Origin of the sequence: Sorangium sp. So ce131, assembly GCF_051519095.1 — a bacterium.
Lineage (GTDB): Bacteria > Myxococcota_A > Polyangia > Polyangiales > Polyangiaceae > Sorangium.
The window spans coordinates 12,404,637-12,420,392 of record NZ_CP150455.1 but is presented as its reverse complement, the minus strand read 5'-3'; the positions used below and the strand labels follow the sequence as shown (position 1 = coordinate 12,420,392).

Sequence of the window (15,756 nt, the reverse complement as noted above, 5' to 3'; positions counted from 1 at the left end):
ACATCCTGTTTCCACTCTACGAGACCCGGTTGCGTGGCAGAGAGACCCTGCCCGCGCTCGCGGAGATCGAGCTCTCTCAGTGGCGCTCCGCGGAGCAGCTCCGCGAGCTCGGCTGGCGGCGGATGCTCGCCGCGCTCCACTTCGCCGAGCAGAACGTCCCGTTTTATCGGGCGCGGTTCGCCGAGTACGGCGTGCGGGCCGCCTTGGTCCAGTCTCCGGACGACCTCCTGCGGTTCCCCGTGCTCACGAGGGCGGACCTCCGCGCGCACGGCCGGGAGCTCGTGGCCGAGGGCTTCGTCGGCCGCCTGCACGCGAGCGGGACGGGGGGCTCCACGGGGGAGCCGGTGCAGTTCCAGTTCGATCACCCCACCTACGAGCGCCGCGTCGCGGCCGCCATGCGATCCGACGGGTGGGCGGGAGGCCGGCTCGGCGACAGGGAGGTCCACCTGTGGGGGACGTCGTTCGGGGAGACGCTCGCGAAGCGGGCCAAGCGCTCCCTGCACGAGGCCGTCCTCCGCAAGAAGCTGATCTGCGCGTACGATCTGTCCGAGCGGCGGCTCGCCGCGGCGCTCGACGAGATCGCCCGTTACCGGCCGGCGCTCATCATCGGGTACACGAACGCGCTGTACCAGGCGGCGCGTTACGCGCTCGCGTCGGGGCGCGCGCTCCCCGCCCCGCGCGGCGTCGTCAGCAGCGCAGAGCGCCTGTTCGTGCACCAGCGCGCGACGATCGAGCGCGCGTTCGGCGCGCCTGTGTTCGACCGGTACGGCTGCCGGGAAATGATGCTGCTCGCGTCGGAGTGCGAGCGGCACGCGGGCAAGCACATCAACGCCGAGGGCGTGTTCATCGAGCTGCTCCGCGACGGGCGCCACGCCCTGCCGGGCGAGGCGGGAGAGGTCGTCGTGACCGACCTGCTCTGCCGGTCGATGCCGCTCATCCGCTACAAGAACCAGGACGTCGCGGTCGCCGCCGCGGCGCCGTGCGCGTGCGGCCGCGGGTTGCCGATGCTCGCCTCGGTCGAGGGCCGGGTCCTCGACCTGCTCGTCGGCCCTGACGGGCAGCTGCTCGCCGGGGAGCTCTTTCCGCAGCTCATCAAGGACCAGCCGACGATCGCCCGTTACCAGGTCTACCAGGACCGGCGGCGCGCGATCACGGTCAGGCTCGTGCCCGGCAAGGGCTTCCAGCCCGAGACCGCGACGCTCATCGAGCGCACCGTCCGGCGGCACCTGGGCGAGCGCGCCGAGGTCCGGATCCAGATCGTCGACCGGATCCCCCTGACGAGCAGCGGCAAGCACCGGGTCACCCTCTCCGAGGTCCCGGTCGAGCTGAACAGGGGCACCTCGGGCTGAACGGCGGCGCGGCGCCATGGCACCGGCAGCGGAACCGTCCAGGACCGGGCGGCGCCCGCGCCCTCGGCGCCCCGAAGCGCTGGCGGAGCCGCGCGGTCCGGGGTATTGGGCAGAGCAGTACGATGTCCGACGTGCAGCGACCGCTCCCGCCGAAAAAGGACGTCGCGCTGGCCCTCCTCGAGCGAGAGCCGAGCGTGTTCATCCACCTCGACCCGCGCAGGCCCGGCGTCTCCGTCCCCAAGTGGTTCACGGGACAGCCGCAGCTCATCCTGCAGGTCGGCCTGAACATGGCGATCCCCATCCCCGACCTCAAGGTCGACGACGAGGGCATCAGCTGCACCCTCTCGTTCAACCGCGCGCCCTTCTGGTGCCGCCTGCCGTGGCACGCGATCTGGGCGCTCGTGAGCGAGGACCAGCGCGGCATGGTGTGGCCCGAGGACATCCCGGCCGATCTCGCCGCCCAGAAGCAGCAGCGGCCCCCCGTCGGCGCCCCGCAGAAGCCCACGAAGAGGTCGCGCCCCCGGCTCGCCGCGGTCGCGCCCCCCAGCGACGACGACCGCAGCGCCGAGGCCGCGCCGGACGACGCGCCCGCGCGGGGCCGCGAGGCCTCGCCCGCCGACCGCCGCGGCGCCGACGAGGCCTCGCCCGCCGACCGCCGGGAGGCCGGCGCGCCGTTGCGCGCTCTCTCGCCCGTCCCCGCCCTCGCGCCGGTGCGGTCCACCGAGGACGGCGAAGACAGTGAATCTGGCAGCTCCGGTGAGCCCGATCCCAGGCCGAACCGAGAGCCGGGCAAGCCGAAGCGGGAGCTGCCCCCCTATTTGCGCGTCATCAAGTAACGCTATCGCTTGACGGTACGGCGCGGCCAAATCAACTGTGGCCCGCCATGCCTCGACCAGTGAAGCGCGTCCTCACGGCGCTCGGTCTCCTCGCCGCCGTGGTCGCCCTCGAGTTCGGCTTCGAGACCCTCCTGCCCGACGCCGCCTGGCGGCAGCTCGCCCTCTTCGCGATGGTCAACGTCATCGCGGCGCTCTCGCTCAATGTCATCAACGGCATGGCCGGCCAGTTCTCGATCGGCCACGCCGGCTTCGTCGGGATCGGCGCGTACACCGGGGCGATCGTCGCCGGCAACCTCCACCAGCACCTCGGCGGCGGCGACCCGGGCTTCGGCAACTCGTTCCTCGTGATGCCGGCCGCGCTGCTCGCGGCCGGGCTCGTCGCGGCCCTCTTCGGCCTCGTGGTCGGCCTGCCCAGCCTCCGGCTGCGCGGCGACTACCTCGCCATCGTCACCCTCGGCTTCGCCGAGATCTTCCGCCTCACGATCGCCACCTCGAACAACCTCGGCGCCGACCAGGGGGTGATCGGCAAGGCGCTCGGCGCCCTCGGCGGCCCGATCGGCTACGCCGGCCCCGACGACACCGGCGTCCCGCAGTACGCCGGCCCGTTCTGGATCTTCGGCGCCGTCGTGGTCGCGACGATCCTCGCCTGGCGGCTCAAGTTCTCCGGCTGGGGCCGCGCGCTGCGCGCGCTCCGCGAGGACGAGATCGCCTCCGCCGCGGTGGGCGTCGACCCCACCCGCTACAAGGTCACCTCGTTCGTCATCTCCGCGGCCGGCGGCGGCATCGCCGGCGGCCTGCTCTCCTCGATGCGCGACGGCAACCCCACGGTCCAGCCCGACCAGTTCACGTTCAACTACTCGTTCGACGCCATCACCATGGTGATCCTCGGCGGATCGGGCAGCGTGAGCGGCTCCATCGTCGGCGGCGTGCTCGTCACCTTCACGGTGAAGCTCATCGAGCAGCTCCAGGGCCTCGACAGCGTGCTCGCGCTGAAGGCCGCCTACCCCGCGCTCGACCTCAACGCGCTCCGGATGGTGCTCTACGCGAGCATCCTCATCGGGCTGATGATCCTCCGCCCCGAGGGGCTCTTCGGCGAGCGCGAGATCGTCGGCTGGCGCCGCGGGCGCAAGAAGCCCCTCCTGCCCGGGGCGCCGGCCGAGCCCGTCCCGGCCACGACCGGGCCCGAGGCGGCCGCAGGGCGCGCCGGCGGGGCGATGACCGGCACCGCCGTGGAGCGCGAGATCAAGCCCACCGGCAGGGAGGAGCTCGAGTGAACCTCGACCTGAAGCACGTGACCAAGCGGTTCGGCGGCCTCAAGGCCGTCGGCGACGTCTCCTTCTCGGTGCCAGAGCGCTCGATCTTCGGGCTGATCGGCCCGAACGGCGCCGGCAAGACCACGGTGTTCAACCTGATCACCGGCGTCTACAAGCACGACGAGGGCTCGATCCACTTCGGCGGCGCCGACCTCGCGCCGCTCAAGCCGAGCCAGATCGCGCGCCTCGGCATCGCCCGCACGTTCCAGAACATCCGCCTCTTCGGCCAGCTCACGGTGCTCGAGAACGTGCTCGTCGCCTGCGAGAACCTCCGCCGGTCGACGCTCGCCTCGGCCGTGCTCCGCTCGCCGTTCTTCTACAAGGACGAGCAGGAGATGACCGAGCGCGCGCTCTCCCTGCTCTCGGTCTTCAAGCTCGAGGACATGGCGGACGAGATCTCGACGTCGCTCTCGTACGGCAACCAGCGCCGCCTCGAGATCGCCCGGGCGATGATGCTCAAGCCGAAGCTGCTCCTGCTCGACGAGCCCGCCGCCGGCATGAACTACGGCGAGGCCGAGGGGCTCAAGCAGCAGATCCGCTGGCTCCGCGACACCTTCGAGATCACGGTCGTGCTCGTCGAGCACAACATGCAGGTCGTCATGGGCGTGTGCGAGGAGATCCACGTCCTCGACCACGGCGAGACGATCTCGCACGGCACGCCCGAGGTCGTGCGCAGGGACCCGAAGGTCCTCGCGGCGTACCTCGGCGAAGAGGTCGAAGGCGAGGCGGCCGAGCCCGGCCCGACGCCCGGCCGGGCGGCAGAGGAGCCCGCATGAAGACGTCCCACCCCACCCGACAGCCCCCCGCCGCCGCGCTGGGCGAGCCCCTGCTCGTCATCGAGGACCTCGCGGTCAGCTACGGCGGCATCAAGGCGCTCAAGGGCGTCAGCCTCGAGGTGCGGCGCGGCGAGATCGTCGCGATGATCGGCGCGAACGGCGCCGGCAAGACGACCACGCTGAAGACGATCGTCCGCCTCCTGCCGATCGCCGCCGGCCGCATCCGCTACGACGGCAAGGACCTCGCGGCCGTCTCGACCGAGGAGCTCGTCTCCGCCGGCGTCTCGCTCGTGCCGGAGGGCCGCGCCATCTTCTCGAACCTGACCGTCCGCGAGAACCTCGAGCTCGGCGCCTGGTCCCACAAACACGGTCCGACCATGGCGGAGACGCTCGAGGACGTCGTGCGCCTCTTCCCGCGCCTCGGCGAGCGCATGCACCAGCAGGGCGGCACGCTCTCCGGCGGCGAGCAGCAGATGCTCGCGATCGGCCGCGCCATGATGGCCCGCCCCGCCATGCTGCTGCTCGACGAGCCCTCGCTCGGCATCGCGCCGCGCCTCGTCGCCGACATCTTCGAGTCCATCGCCAAGATCGCGGCGTCAGGGACCACCGTACTCCTCGTTGAGCAGAACACCCGACTCGCGCTCAAGTACTCGACGCGCGCCTACGTGCTCCGTACTGGGCAGATCGCCATGAGCGGCGACTCCAGGGATCTGGCCGCGAACGAGGAGATCCGAGCCGCCTACCTCGGCGGCTGAGCGCCCCGGATCCGCCGCGGATCCGGGGCAAGGCGAATGTAAAGCGCCGGTGTTTCGGGCGCGTATCAACGCGTCGCGTGATCCGCTCAAGCGCGATTGATATCGCGCTTTGCCCTCGATGGGGTATGGTTCGCAGGACCAGGCGAGATGATCCGTTTCTCGCGTCCGCGTTCAGACCTTGCCGCCAACGGGGGATACCCATGGAGATTCAGAGTACGACCCGCGTTCTGGTGATCGACGACGACGCCAGCAACTCCCAGCCGCTCGTCCACTTCCTCTCGTCCCGGGACTACACGGTGGAGACGTGCTGCGGGCTCGGCCATGCGCGTGACGTGCTCGCCCGCTGGCGCCCTCACGTGATGGTCCTCGTGCCCCGGGTGGAGGCCGCGCTCCACGACGAGATCGAGGAGCTGCGCCGCATGTCCCCGCGCGTGCCCGTCGTGGTGCTCACGCTCGCGGACGGCCCCGAGCTGATCCTCGACATGGAGGCGTTCGCGCCCACGGTGCCCGCGTGCCCGTCGCGCGGCCTCGCGTACATCGAGTCGGCGGTGGCGGAAGCGTCCGCGATGGCCTGACCGGCGCCGTCGGAGGCGCGCGCGGCGCCCCGCCGCGCGCCGGCGCCTCGCCCCGCCCCGACGGCGCCCGCCGCCTCACGCGGTCGGGGCGAGCTCGTCCGGCAGCCCGTCGAAGAACTCCTCCACCATCGACGCGAGGAAGGCGCGCACCGGCGCGCTCGCGCACAGGCTCCGCACGACCGGCCAGGTCGCGGCCGCGAGCGCGTCGAAGTCGAGCGCGGGCGCGACGCCGAAGCGCGCCAGCACCTCGCCGAGCGGCTCGCGCGCGTGGGCCGCGACGAACGCCGCGGTCGCCTCGTGGAGCCGCCGCCGGAGCGGCCCGTCGCGCAAGAGCTGCGCGGCGACGTCGGCCCCGAGCTCCTCCGCGAGCGCGGCGCTCTTCGCGTCGAGCTGGCCGAGGAGCGCGCTGAGCTCCTGGTCGAGCGCCCACGCCGCGACGTGCTTGCGCAGGGCGATGAACGGGGGCGTGTCGCCCTTGGCGATGAGCGTGTCCTGCACCTGCCGCATCGCCGTGCGCGAGAAGCCCTGGAGGAACCGCCGGATCTCCGGCTCGAGCCGCCGCTCGAAATCGCCGCGCAGCGCGCCCATCGTCTTGCCGACCCCGCCGAGGCCGAAGGGGGCGACCCGCTTGAGGAGCGCCGGCAGGCCCCACTCGGCGAAGAACGGGTTCACCTTCTCCGAGAACTCCTTCAGCGTGTCGTAGAGGACGTCGCGCATCACCGCGTCGAGCGCCTGGCTCTCCAGCACCTCGCGCACCAGCCGCTCCGGCACGAGCTTCGGCTGCTCCAGGATGCGGTCGAGCTTGTCCTGCCCGCCCTCCGGCATGAGCTCGCTCGCGCGCCGCCGCTCGGCGCGCCCCGCATCGAGCAGCGCCGCGAGCGCCGCGGCCGCCGCCGGCCGGACCGCGCGCCGGAGCGGCTCCTCCGCCGCCAGCGCGTCGAGCGCGCGCGCGATCGCCGCCGCGTCGGCGAGCTCTCCGAGCGGCGTCGCGAGCAGCGCCGCGAAGCCGGCCGGCAGGCGCTCGCGCCAGTCCCGCGCGGCGGCCTCCGACACGAGCCGCGCCTCGAGGAACGCGATCTGACGGGCCTTCAGCTCCTGGAACAGCGCGCGGCTCACCGGGGAACTCACCGGGAACGGATAGCCCCACGCCCGCGCGGGCGCCAGGCTCAGGTGGGACCGGCGGCGCGGGCGCGGCGTTCCTGGAAGAACCTCCACGTCGCGCCACACTGTGATCGATGCCTGTTCGGCAAGCGCCCTACTGAGAGGGTGTATCTAGGGAAAACCCCTTACGAAGGGCTCTTTACTCAGAGCGTTCGTATCAGGGAATTGCTTACTCGAAGCGTCGCTCGCATGCATGAGCCCGCCATGAAACGCGGCAAAACGCCGCGCCCGCGGGGGGCGCCGCGTTGTCTGCGGTTGTCATGGCGGGGAGAGGAGCGGCAGGGAAACAGTCAAATTTACGGAGCGCATGACAGAGAGTTGCAACGAATTACAAGTGCATGACAACTTCGGATTCGGCGGGTGGTACGCGTTGGGCACCCGTCAGCCTCCGCAGGAGTGAAGACCGGCTATCCCGCCGGATCACACGACTGCCCGGCACCCGCTGGCGGGAGGTGCGCCTGATGCTCTCCCTGCTGCTCTGCGTGCTCTACTTCGGTGTGCTGCTCGGTCTCAGCGCCTACGGCCTGCACCGGCTGCACCTCGTGATCCTCTGTCGTCTCCACCGCGCGAAGCTCTCGCGCGCGCCGGAGGTCGCGGCCCTGACGGATCGCGACCTCCCGGCCGTGACCATCCAGCTGCCGCTCTTCAACGAGTCGACGGTCGCGGCGCGGCTGCTCGACGCGGTCGCGCGGATGGACTACCCGGCCGACAAGCTCGAGATCCAGGTCCTCGACGACTCGACGGACGAGACGCAGGGCCTCGTGCGGGCCCACGTCGAGCGGCTCCGCGCGCAGGGGATCGACGCGGTGTACCTGCACCGCACGAACCGCGTCGGCTACAAGGCGGGGGCGCTCGACGCGGGCCTCAAGGTCGCGAAGGGCGAGCTCGTCGCGATCTTCGACGCCGACTTCATCCCGCAGCCGGGCTTCGTCCGCGCCATCGTCGGCCACTTCGAGGATCCGTCGATCGGCATGGTGCAGACGCGGTGGGGCCACCTGAACCGCGACGTCTCGATCCTGACCAAGGTGCAGGCCCTGATGCTCGACGGCCACCACCTCGTCGAGAACCGCGCGCGCTTCGGCGCCGACCTCCTGTTCAACTTCTCCGGCACCGGCGGGATGTGGCGCAAGGACGCCATCCTGAAGGCCGGCGGCTGGCAGCACGACACGCTGACCGAGGACCTCGACCTGTCGTACCGGGCGCAGCTCGCGGGCTACCGCTTCATCTACCGCGAGGACGTGGTCTCGCCGGCCGAGCTGCCCGAGGACATCTCGGCGCTGCGCGCGCAGCAGTACCGCTGGGCCAAGGGGACGGTGCAGACCGCGCGCAAGCTGATGGCGCGGGTGCTCACGGCCGAGCTCTCGCGCGGGCAGCGGTTCGAGGCGTTCTTCCACCTCACGCCGCACTTCGCCTACCCGCTCCTGGTCGTCCTGAGCGTGCTCCTCCTGCCGGCGCTCGTCCTGTTCCCCGCCGCCGACACGCTGACGATGCTCGCGATCGATCTGCCGCTCTGCACGGCGACGACGGGGTCGCTCGCGGCCTTCTACATGCTGGCCGAGACGGCGCAGGGCCGCTCGCGCTGGGGCGCGGTCGCGCGCCTGCCGATGCTGATCGCGCTCGGGACGGGGCTCGCGCCGCACCTCTCGAAGGCGGTGATCGAGGGCCTCCGCAGCATGGCCGGCGAGTTCGTGCGGACGCCCAAGCAGGGCGACAACAAGGGTCGGTACAAGGTGCGCACGGACCTTCCGATCACCGAGGGGTTGCTCGCGCTGCTCTCGTGCGGCGCGGTGGTCGCGTCGATCGAGACCGGGCACTACTTCGCCACGCCGTTCGCGGTGCTCTTCGCGGTCGGCTACCTCTACGTGGCGTTCCTGGTCGGTCAGGAGCAGATCGCGCGCGGGCGCGAGGCGACCTCGAGCGCGCCCGCCGTCTCGAGCGACGCGCCCGTCGTCGGGGCCTGGTCCCGGCAGGGGACGAAGGATCGTCCTCTCGGCGACGTCGCCGCCTGAGCGGATCGCGCCCCGCCGCCTGCGCGGCGCGCGTCTTGCCGCCTGAGCGTCGCGCGCCCCGCCGCCTGAGCGGCGCGCGACCACCGAGCCCATCCAGTCGGGCGAAGCCTGCATACCCCCTAGACCTCCCCGACGCGCGCTGGCATCCTGCCTCGAGCCGGTCGGGGACCCGCACGCGGCCGTTCCTGAACGGTCTTCAGGGGTTGCGGCGCGTCCCCCGCCGGCAAGGGGCCATGGGGGTGTCATGACGAAAGCCGAAATTGTTCAGGCGGTCTACTCCCGACTAGGGGGGTTCTCGAAGAAGGAATCCGCCGATCTGGTCGATCTGGTGTTCGAGACCATGAAGGAGACCCTGGGCCGCGGGGAGAAGATCAAGATCTCTGGGTTCGGCAACTTTGTGCTGCGCGACAAGCGCCAGCGGCAGGGCCGCAATCCTCAGACCGGCGATCCGATCCTGATCACGGAGCGCCGCGTCCTGAACTTCAAGGCGAGCCAGATCCTCAAGCAGGCCCTGAATCCGCGCGAGACGGCCTCGGCGGCCGAGGAGTAGACCGCTTGGCGGTGCGCCAGCAGCTTCCGGCGAAGCTGTACTACCGGATCGGCGAGGTGGCCGGCATCGTGGGGGTCGAGCCGCACGTGCTCCGGTACTGGGAGACGGAGTTCCGCTCGATCCGCCCGCAGAAGTCGGCGAAGGGGCAGCGGGTCTACAGCCGGCGCGACGTCGAGACGCTCCTCAAGGTGAAGGAGCTGCTCTACTCCCACCGCTTCACGATCGCGGGCGCGCGCCGCAAGCTGCGCGAGGGCGGCATCGAGCCGCCGGGCCCCGACGCGGCCGCGAGCAGCGAGGAGGTGCAGCGGATGCGCGCGGCGCTCGTCGAGATCCGCACCGAGCTGGTGGCGTTGATGGATGAGCTCGAGCGCTGCTGAGCCCCACGGCGCAGCGTCGGCGGAGCGCCACGACGTCGCCCCGGCGGAGCGCCACGGCGTCGCGCCGGGGGAGCGCCACGACGTCGCGCCGGGCCTGGAGCTGCGCCTCGCGCTGCCCGCAGGGGCGCGCGAGGCGCCGCCGGAGGCGCTTCCCGCGATCGACGTGTCGGCGATCCCCGGGGCGAAGGTGACGCTCCGGCGCGGCGTCGAGGCGGACGGGCTCTCGCTGCGCGCGGTCTGCGCGACGGCGCCGTCGCGCCGGTGGGCGACCGGGGTCGAGGAGCTGGTGCTCGACCGGGCCTCGGGGATCACCCGCGGGGCGCTCGGGGTCTCGATCGAGCGGTGGGATGCAGGCCCGATCCGCGCGACGGCGCAGCGGTTCGAGCAGCCGTTCGAGGCGGCAGGCCGGGCGGGCGCGCGCGCCGTGGCGGTCCGCGGCCGGCACGTGCTCGGCTTCACCGGGAGCGAGCACGACGCGGCGCTCTGCAGCATCGTGTGCGTGGAGCCGGCGCTGGAGGCGGGCGCCCGCTGCGGGCCGCTGCTCGACGCCGCGGCGCTCGAGGGCGCGCTCGTGGGCCCGCCCGACCCGGACTTGCTCGTCCGGACGATCCTCTACGCCGCCGAGCATCCGCTCCCCGCGACCGCGTCGTTCGGCCTGCTCGCGGCCGCAGCCGTCACCGTCCTCCTCGCCCGCCGCCCCCGCCCTTGAGCGTCGGTCGCCCGCTTCGGAGACGGGCCCATCTCGACGTTTTCGGTGCTCAGCGCACAGGAGTGCGCTTGCGCGCCGAAAACGCCGATCTGGGCCCGTCTCCTGTGCGGGCGACCGACGCTCTGCGACGCGCGTACAGACGCGGAGGAACGCTTTGGATGGGGGAGGGGATCAGAACGGGATGTCGTCGTCGTTGCCGCCGCCGTAGCCGCCGCCGAAGTCGTCCGCGGGGGGGCCGGGGTCGGCGGGCGCCGCGGGGCGACCGCCGCCGCGGTTGTAGCCGCCGCCGGCCGGACGACCACCCCCGGGGGCGCCGCCGCCACCGCCGCCACCGCCGCCATAACCACCACCACCGCCACCGCCGCCGCCGCCGCCGTAACCGCCGCTGGGGGCGCCGCCGCCGTAGCCGGCACCCTCGCCGCTGTAGCCGCCGCCGCCGAACGCGCCGGCGTCGTCAGCGACGCCGCCGCCGCGGCCGCGGCCGCCGCCCGTCAAGAGGACGTTGTTCGCGATGACCTCGGTCTTGTAGCGCTTGTTGCCGTCCCGGTCGTCGTAGCTCGAGGTGCGGAGCGAGCCCTCGACGAAGATCGAGGAGCCCTTGCTGAGGATCTTGCCCAGGGCCTCGGCGCGCTTTCCCCAGATCACGACATTGTGCCAGTCGGTCCGCTCCTTCCGGACCTTGTCGCGATCGAGGTACGATTCGGTCGTCGCGAGCCGCAGGTTCAAGACGGCCTGGCCTCCCTGGGTAAAGCGGAGCTCAGGGTCGGCGCCCAGGTTGCCGAGCAGCATCACGCGATTCAAGCCTTCGGCCATCTTGACTCCTTCCCTCCACGGGGGGGCAGCGCACCTCGCGCTGTCCGGACAGCGCCCGTTTCACTCCCCCATGGGAGCCGACGCGTCAAGGGTCGCGGCGCGCCCCGAGGCGCGCTGCGCGCCCGGGCGGCAGCGCCGGCGCCACCTCGGCGGCGGCCCGCCCGGGCCGGCGTCGCTCCCGCCCGTTCGGCGCCCGTTCCTCAACCTGCCTCACCGCCCTACCTGATTCCCCGCCCGCGCCCGTCCGTTCCCCCGTTGGGTCACCCGCCCACACCCGCCTGCGCGAGGAGGTCGGACAGGAGCAGCCGGGCGATCGTGAAGTAAAGGATGATCCCGAGCACGTCCACGAGGCTCGCGATGAACGGCGTGGAGCTGGTCGCCGGGTCCAGGCCGAGGCGACGGAGGAGGAGGGGGAGCATCGCGCCCACGGTGCAGCCCATGAGGACGATCGCCATCAGCGTCGCGCCGACCGTCAGGACGAAGCCGGTGCCGTCGCCCCAGAGCCAGACCCGGAGCATGCCGACCAACGCGAGGATGAGGCCGAGCACGACGCCCTGCCCGAGCTCGCGGACGAGGACCTTCGCCCAGTCGCCGGTGCGCAGGTCGCCGATGGCAAGGCTGCGGATGATGAGCGACGACGACTGCGAGCCGGAGTTGCCGCCCGTGGAGATGAGCAGGGGCACGTAATAGGCGAGCGTCGCGACGGCCTCCAGGTCCCGCTCGTAGTGCCGGAGCGCCTCGCCGGTGAAGAACTCGCCGATGAACAGCACGGCGAGCCAGGGGGCCCGCTTCTGGATGAACGTCCAGAAGCTCGTCTTGAAGTAGCTGTCCTCGATGGGATCGACGGCGCCGAGCCGCTGCACGTCCTCGGTCTGCTCCTCCGTGAGGACATCCATCACGTCGTCGACCGTGATGACGCCGAGCAGCTTGCGGTCCGCGGAGAGCACGGGCAGCGCGTTGAAGTCGTACTTGGCCATCGTCCGCGCGACCTCCTCCTGATCGGTCTCGGGGCTGACGGCGAAGACGTTCTCGGTCATCACGTTCGCGAGCTTCTCGGAGGGCGAGGCGAGCAGCAGATCGCGCAGCGACACGACCCCGATGAGGTGGCCCCGATCGGTGACGACGTAGACGTAGTAGATCGTCTCGGCGTGCTCGCCGACGGCGCGGATGCGCTCGATCACGTCGGCGACCGTGTGGTGGATGCCGACCGAGACGTAGTCGGTCGTCATGAGCCCGCCGGCGCTGTCCTCGGGCCACTTGGCGAGCTCCTCGACCTCGGCGGCGGCCTCGGGGTCGACCTGCTCGAGCGTCGAGAGCAGCGTGCCGCTGACCTGATCCGGGAGGGCCTCGATGAGATCCGTGCGATCGTCGGCCGCCATCTCGGAGACGATCGGCGCGATGCTCTGGACGCCGATGTGCTCGACCAGCGCCTCCTGGGTCTCGCCGTCGAGGCGCTCGAAGATCGGGGCGGCCTCCTCGGCCTTCAGCGCCATGAGGACCTTCGCGGCCTCGGCGTCGTCCAGCAGGCCGATCAGGTCGGCGAGGTCCTCGTCGTGGATCTCGTCCAGCAGCTCGGAGAGCTGCGCCGGGTCCTCGGCGAGGAGCTGCCGGACCTCCGGGACCATGGCGAGAGCGACGCGCATCATGCTCGGGCACTCACCACAACTCCGCCCTGCTGGGAAGCGGCTGCTCCGACCGGCGCGCCGACCGAGGCCGAGGCGGCTCGATCGACGTCGGGGCCACCCCGGGTCCAGTGCCAACTCAGTTGGCGACGCCGCAACCGTGGTGACAGATGCCGCAGCTTTCCAACCCCGCGGAGCGCCCGGGCGTTGATGGCATGTGGGTTGCTTATGGGCCACAGGCCAGACCGAGCGGGGCCGCCAGGCCGAATTGACAGCGTTCCGCTCAGGTCCCTAGCATCGGGCTCCCGTCGAGCCGCGGATCGCCTACGAGCATTGGCCCGCCGTCGGCGGGCCTGGTCGGTAGCTTGATCGCCGCGCAACCGGATCGGTGGTCGAAAGGAAAGTCGAACAATGACGCGGATAGAGCGTGAGAGGAGGCGCCCGTGGTGGGGCGCGGCGAGGCTCGCCACGGCGAGCCTCCTGATCGGGGGCACGGGGAGCGTCTTCGGGTGTCTGGACCGCCCGATCGCCCCGAACGAGCCCCGCACGACGGCGACGATCGTCGAGCGGCTGACGCAGAGCTCGGTCGACAAGATCGATCTCGTCCTGGCCATCGACAACTCGGGCTCGATGGCCGACAAGCAGGACATCCTCGCCCTCGCGATCCCCGACCTCGTCTCGGGCCTCGTGAACCCGGTCTGCGTCCACGCCGAGGACCCCTCGCAGCCGGTTCAGGAGGTCGACTCGCCGAACGACGACTGCCCGGCGAACTACAAGCGCGAGTTCGAGCCGATCAAGGACATCCACATCGGCATCATCAGCTCGAGCCTCGGCGGCCACGGCGCGAGCTCCTGCCCGGTCAGCGCGAACATCTCGAACAACGACTTCGGGCGGCTCCTCGCGCGCGAGACGGAGACCTCCGCGGTCAACGATCTCCCGACCTACCTCGGCCTCGGCTTCCTGGCCTGGGATCCGGATCAGAAGCTCGCCGGCATGCCCGAGGTGCCGGACGCGAACGACGGCGAGGCGGACATCGAGCGGGACTCGGCCAATGACCTCAACGACACGTCGCTCGTCGGCCAGCTGACCGCGATGGTCAAGGGCACGGGGCAGTCCGGCTGCGGCTTCGAGGCCCAGCTGGAGAGCGTGTACCGCTTCCTCGTCGACCCGGAGCCGTACCAGGAGATCGTCGTCGAGAACAACCTCGCCGTGCGGAAGGGCCGGGACGAGACCGTCCTCCAGCAGCGCAAGGACTTCCTCCGGCCGAGCTCCCTGCTCGCGATCATCATGCTCACGGACGAGAACGACTGCTCGATCCGCGAGGAGAGCCGCAACTACCTCGTCGCCGAGACCAGGAACAACTTCCGCCTGTGGCGGCCGCGCTCGGAGTGCGCCGCCAACCCGAACGACAAGTGCTGCAGGTCGTGCAACCAGGACCCCCCCGAGGGCTGCCCGGAGGATCCGACGTGCGTCGGGCCGGACGGGAAGGCCGCGAAGCTGACCGCCGAGGAGGACCCGGTGAACTCGCGCTGCTGGGATCAGAAGCGGCGGTTCGGCTTCGACTTCCTCTACGAGATCGACCGCTACACCAAGGCGTTCACCGAGGTGCAGCTCACGGACCACGCGGGCCACACGTTCCAGAACCCGATCTTCAGCGACCTGCTCCCGAACGATCAGGACACCAACGTCCGCGATCCCGGGCTCGTGTTCTTCGCCGGGATCGTCGGCGTGCCGTGGCAGGACATCGCGCGCCAGACCGCCGAGGGCGTGCCCGACCTCCTGCGCGGCCTCGACAAGGACGGCAATCCGGTCGGCGGGTTCAAGAACGCCGATGAGCTCGGCCTCAAGATCAACGACGGCGTCGGCAGCGCCTGGGACGTCATCCTCGGCGACCCCGCGAACAACGTGCCGCCGGCGGATCCCTTCATGAGGGAGTCGATGGCGCCCCGGTCGGGCACGAACCCGATCACCGGCGACGCGATCGTCCAGCCCGCCGACACGGGGTGGAACAACATCAACGGCCGCGAGTACACGATCCCGGCGTCGAGCACCGGCGACCTCCAGTACGCCTGCATCTTCGACCTCATCGAGGAGCACTCCTGCGAGGGGACGAACCAGAGCTGCGACTGCCGGGAGCCGGAGATGAGCACCGACACCAACGACAACCCGCTGTGCAAGCCGGCGGAGGGGAACGATCAGGCGCAGCCGGCCGACCGGACGACGACGCAGGTCAAGGCCAAGGCCTACCCGGGCCTCCGCGAGCTGCAGCTCATCCGGGAACTCGGGCCCCAGGGCATCGTCGGCTCGGTGTGCCCGAGGCAGCTCAACAACGCCAACGAGCGCGACTACGGCTACCGGCCGGCGATCGGCTCCATCATCGATCGCCTGAAGCTGGCGCTCCGCGGGCAGTGCCTGCCGCGCACCTTGACCCCCGATCCGCAGTCGAAGCAGGTCTCCTGCCTGATCCTCGAGGCGCGCAACTCGCAGGGCCAGTGCAATTGCGAGGACAAGCCGGCGCGCATCGCGGTGCCGGATGATTCGCCGCACAAGGCGGCGAAGGACAAGGTGCTCGAAGACCCGCTCGCGGAGCCGGCGGGCTGGGACTGCGTGTGCGAGATCCTGCAGCTCGAGAACGAGGAAGCCGAGGCGTGCAGGAACGACGCCGGCGATAACGTCCAGGGTCCCAACGGACCGGTCCACGGGTGGTGCTACGTCGACCCGTCGATCAGGGTCGGCAACGCGGAGATCGTGGCCAGCTGCCCGCCGACCGAGCAGCGCATCATCCGGTTCACGAACGAGGGCGAGGCCCAGCAGGGGGCGACGCTGTTCATCACCTGCTCCGGCGAGTAGCCGACGGCTGAACGGCTCGGCGCGCGGGGCGCGATCGCAAGATCGCGCCCCGCCGCGCTTT

At 71.3% G+C, this 15,756-nt stretch carries 14 protein-coding genes; 11 read left to right on the top strand and 3 right to left on the bottom strand.

The window, feature by feature from the left end; genetic code table 11:
- Positions 1-29: 29 nt before the first annotated feature.
- From WMF43_RS45225 to WMF43_RS45200, 6 genes are all read left to right on the top strand, one after another.
- Complete coding sequence (locus WMF43_RS45225; protein WP_437674709.1) at positions 30-1,349, top strand: phenylacetate--CoA ligase family protein; 1,320 nt, start codon at positions 30-32, stop codon at positions 1,347-1,349.
- A 122-nt stretch (positions 1,350-1,471) separates the two neighbouring features.
- Positions 1,472-2,185: a ClpXP protease specificity-enhancing factor SspB gene (locus WMF43_RS45220; protein ID WP_437674707.1), complete on the top strand. Its 714-nt coding sequence runs from the start codon at positions 1,472-1,474 to the stop codon at positions 2,183-2,185.
- Between the two features lie 47 nt (positions 2,186-2,232).
- Positions 2,233-3,459 (top strand): branched-chain amino acid ABC transporter permease, encoded by a 1,227-nt coding sequence (locus WMF43_RS45215; RefSeq protein WP_437674705.1) that lies wholly within the window; start codon positions 2,233-2,235, stop codon positions 3,457-3,459.
- Complete coding sequence (locus tag WMF43_RS45210) at positions 3,456-4,274, top strand: ABC transporter ATP-binding protein (protein WP_437674703.1); 819 nt, start codon at positions 3,456-3,458, stop codon at positions 4,272-4,274. The genes WMF43_RS45215 and WMF43_RS45210 overlap by 4 nt, the downstream gene beginning before the upstream one ends.
- The gene (locus WMF43_RS45205) at positions 4,271-5,029 is read left to right on the top strand and encodes an ABC transporter ATP-binding protein (protein WP_437674701.1); all 759 of its coding nucleotides are present in this window, start codon (positions 4,271-4,273) and stop codon (positions 5,027-5,029) included. The genes WMF43_RS45210 and WMF43_RS45205 overlap by 4 nt, the downstream gene beginning before the upstream one ends.
- Before the next feature lie 200 nt (positions 5,030-5,229).
- Positions 5,230-5,604, top strand: coding sequence for a response regulator (locus tag WMF43_RS45200; RefSeq protein WP_437674700.1), 375 nt, complete (start codon positions 5,230-5,232; stop codon positions 5,602-5,604).
- A 75-nt stretch (positions 5,605-5,679) separates the two neighbouring features.
- On the opposite strand, the gene WMF43_RS45195 is transcribed toward WMF43_RS45200, so the two are convergent.
- A complete protein-coding gene (locus tag WMF43_RS45195; RefSeq protein WP_437674698.1) occupies positions 5,680-6,732 on the bottom strand; it encodes a hypothetical protein in 1,053 nt (350 codons plus the stop codon).
- Positions 6,733-7,226: 494 nt separating this feature from the next.
- On the opposite strand from WMF43_RS45195, the gene WMF43_RS45190 reads away from it, so the two are divergent.
- The 4 genes from WMF43_RS45190 (at position 7,227) to WMF43_RS45175 (ending at position 10,410) form a co-directional block, all read left to right on the top strand.
- A complete protein-coding gene (locus WMF43_RS45190) occupies positions 7,227-8,774 on the top strand; it encodes a glycosyltransferase family 2 protein (protein WP_437674696.1) in 1,548 nt (515 codons plus the stop codon).
- 244 nt (positions 8,775-9,018) lie between these two features.
- Positions 9,019-9,324: an integration host factor subunit alpha gene (locus tag WMF43_RS45185; RefSeq protein ID WP_012241218.1), complete on the top strand. Its 306-nt coding sequence runs from the start codon at positions 9,019-9,021 to the stop codon at positions 9,322-9,324.
- 11 nt (positions 9,325-9,335) lie between these two features.
- On the top strand, positions 9,336-9,701 hold the full coding sequence (locus WMF43_RS45180; protein ID WP_437674694.1) for a MerR family transcriptional regulator: 366 nt from the start codon (positions 9,336-9,338) through the stop codon (positions 9,699-9,701).
- Complete coding sequence (locus WMF43_RS45175; protein WP_437674692.1) at positions 9,682-10,410, top strand: hypothetical protein; 729 nt, start codon at positions 9,682-9,684, stop codon at positions 10,408-10,410. The genes WMF43_RS45180 and WMF43_RS45175 overlap by 20 nt, the downstream gene beginning before the upstream one ends.
- A 171-nt stretch (positions 10,411-10,581) precedes the next feature.
- Here the strand turns inward: WMF43_RS45175 and WMF43_RS45170 are convergent, their stop codons facing one another.
- A complete protein-coding gene (locus WMF43_RS45170) occupies positions 10,582-11,223 on the bottom strand; it encodes a single-stranded DNA-binding protein (protein WP_437674690.1) in 642 nt (213 codons plus the stop codon).
- A 260-nt stretch (positions 11,224-11,483) separates the two neighbouring features.
- Positions 11,484-12,869 carry a magnesium transporter gene (mgtE, locus tag WMF43_RS45165; protein ID WP_437674689.1) on the bottom strand — a complete coding sequence of 462 codons (1,386 nt, stop codon included), beginning with the start codon at positions 12,867-12,869 and terminating at the stop codon, positions 11,484-11,486.
- 387 nt (positions 12,870-13,256) lie between these two features.
- Here mgtE and WMF43_RS45160 point away from each other — a divergent pair, with 387 nt between their 5' ends.
- Entirely contained in the window at positions 13,257-15,695 is a 2,439-nt protein-coding gene (locus tag WMF43_RS45160; protein WP_437674687.1) for a hypothetical protein, read from the top strand.
- The last annotated feature ends 61 nt before the right edge of the window (positions 15,696-15,756 follow it).

Bases quoted from the DNA above. Each gene is read 5' to 3' on its own strand.
- WMF43_RS45205 (WP_437674701.1), top strand. From the start codon at position 4,271: ATGAAGACGTCCCACCCCACCCGACAGCCCCCCGCCGCCGCGCTGGGC.
- WMF43_RS45160 (WP_437674687.1), top strand. From the start codon at position 13,257: ATGACGCGGATAGAGCGTGAGAGGAGGCGCCCGTGGTGGGGCGCGGCG.
- WMF43_RS45215 (WP_437674705.1), top strand. From the start codon at position 2,233: ATGCCTCGACCAGTGAAGCGCGTCCTCACGGCGCTCGGTCTCCTCGCC.
- WMF43_RS45190 (WP_437674696.1), top strand. From the start codon at position 7,227: ATGCTCTCCCTGCTGCTCTGCGTGCTCTACTTCGGTGTGCTGCTCGGT.
- WMF43_RS45170 (WP_437674690.1), bottom strand. From the start codon at position 11,223: ATGGCCGAAGGCTTGAATCGCGTGATGCTGCTCGGCAACCTGGGCGCC.
- mgtE (WP_437674689.1), bottom strand. From the start codon at position 12,869: ATGATGCGCGTCGCTCTCGCCATGGTCCCGGAGGTCCGGCAGCTCCTC.
- WMF43_RS45185 (WP_012241218.1), top strand. From the start codon at position 9,019: ATGACGAAAGCCGAAATTGTTCAGGCGGTCTACTCCCGACTAGGGGGG.
- WMF43_RS45200 (WP_437674700.1), top strand. From the start codon at position 5,230: ATGGAGATTCAGAGTACGACCCGCGTTCTGGTGATCGACGACGACGCC.
- WMF43_RS45220 (WP_437674707.1), top strand. From the start codon at position 1,472: ATGTCCGACGTGCAGCGACCGCTCCCGCCGAAAAAGGACGTCGCGCTG.
- WMF43_RS45175 (WP_437674692.1), top strand. From the start codon at position 9,682: ATGAGCTCGAGCGCTGCTGAGCCCCACGGCGCAGCGTCGGCGGAGCGC.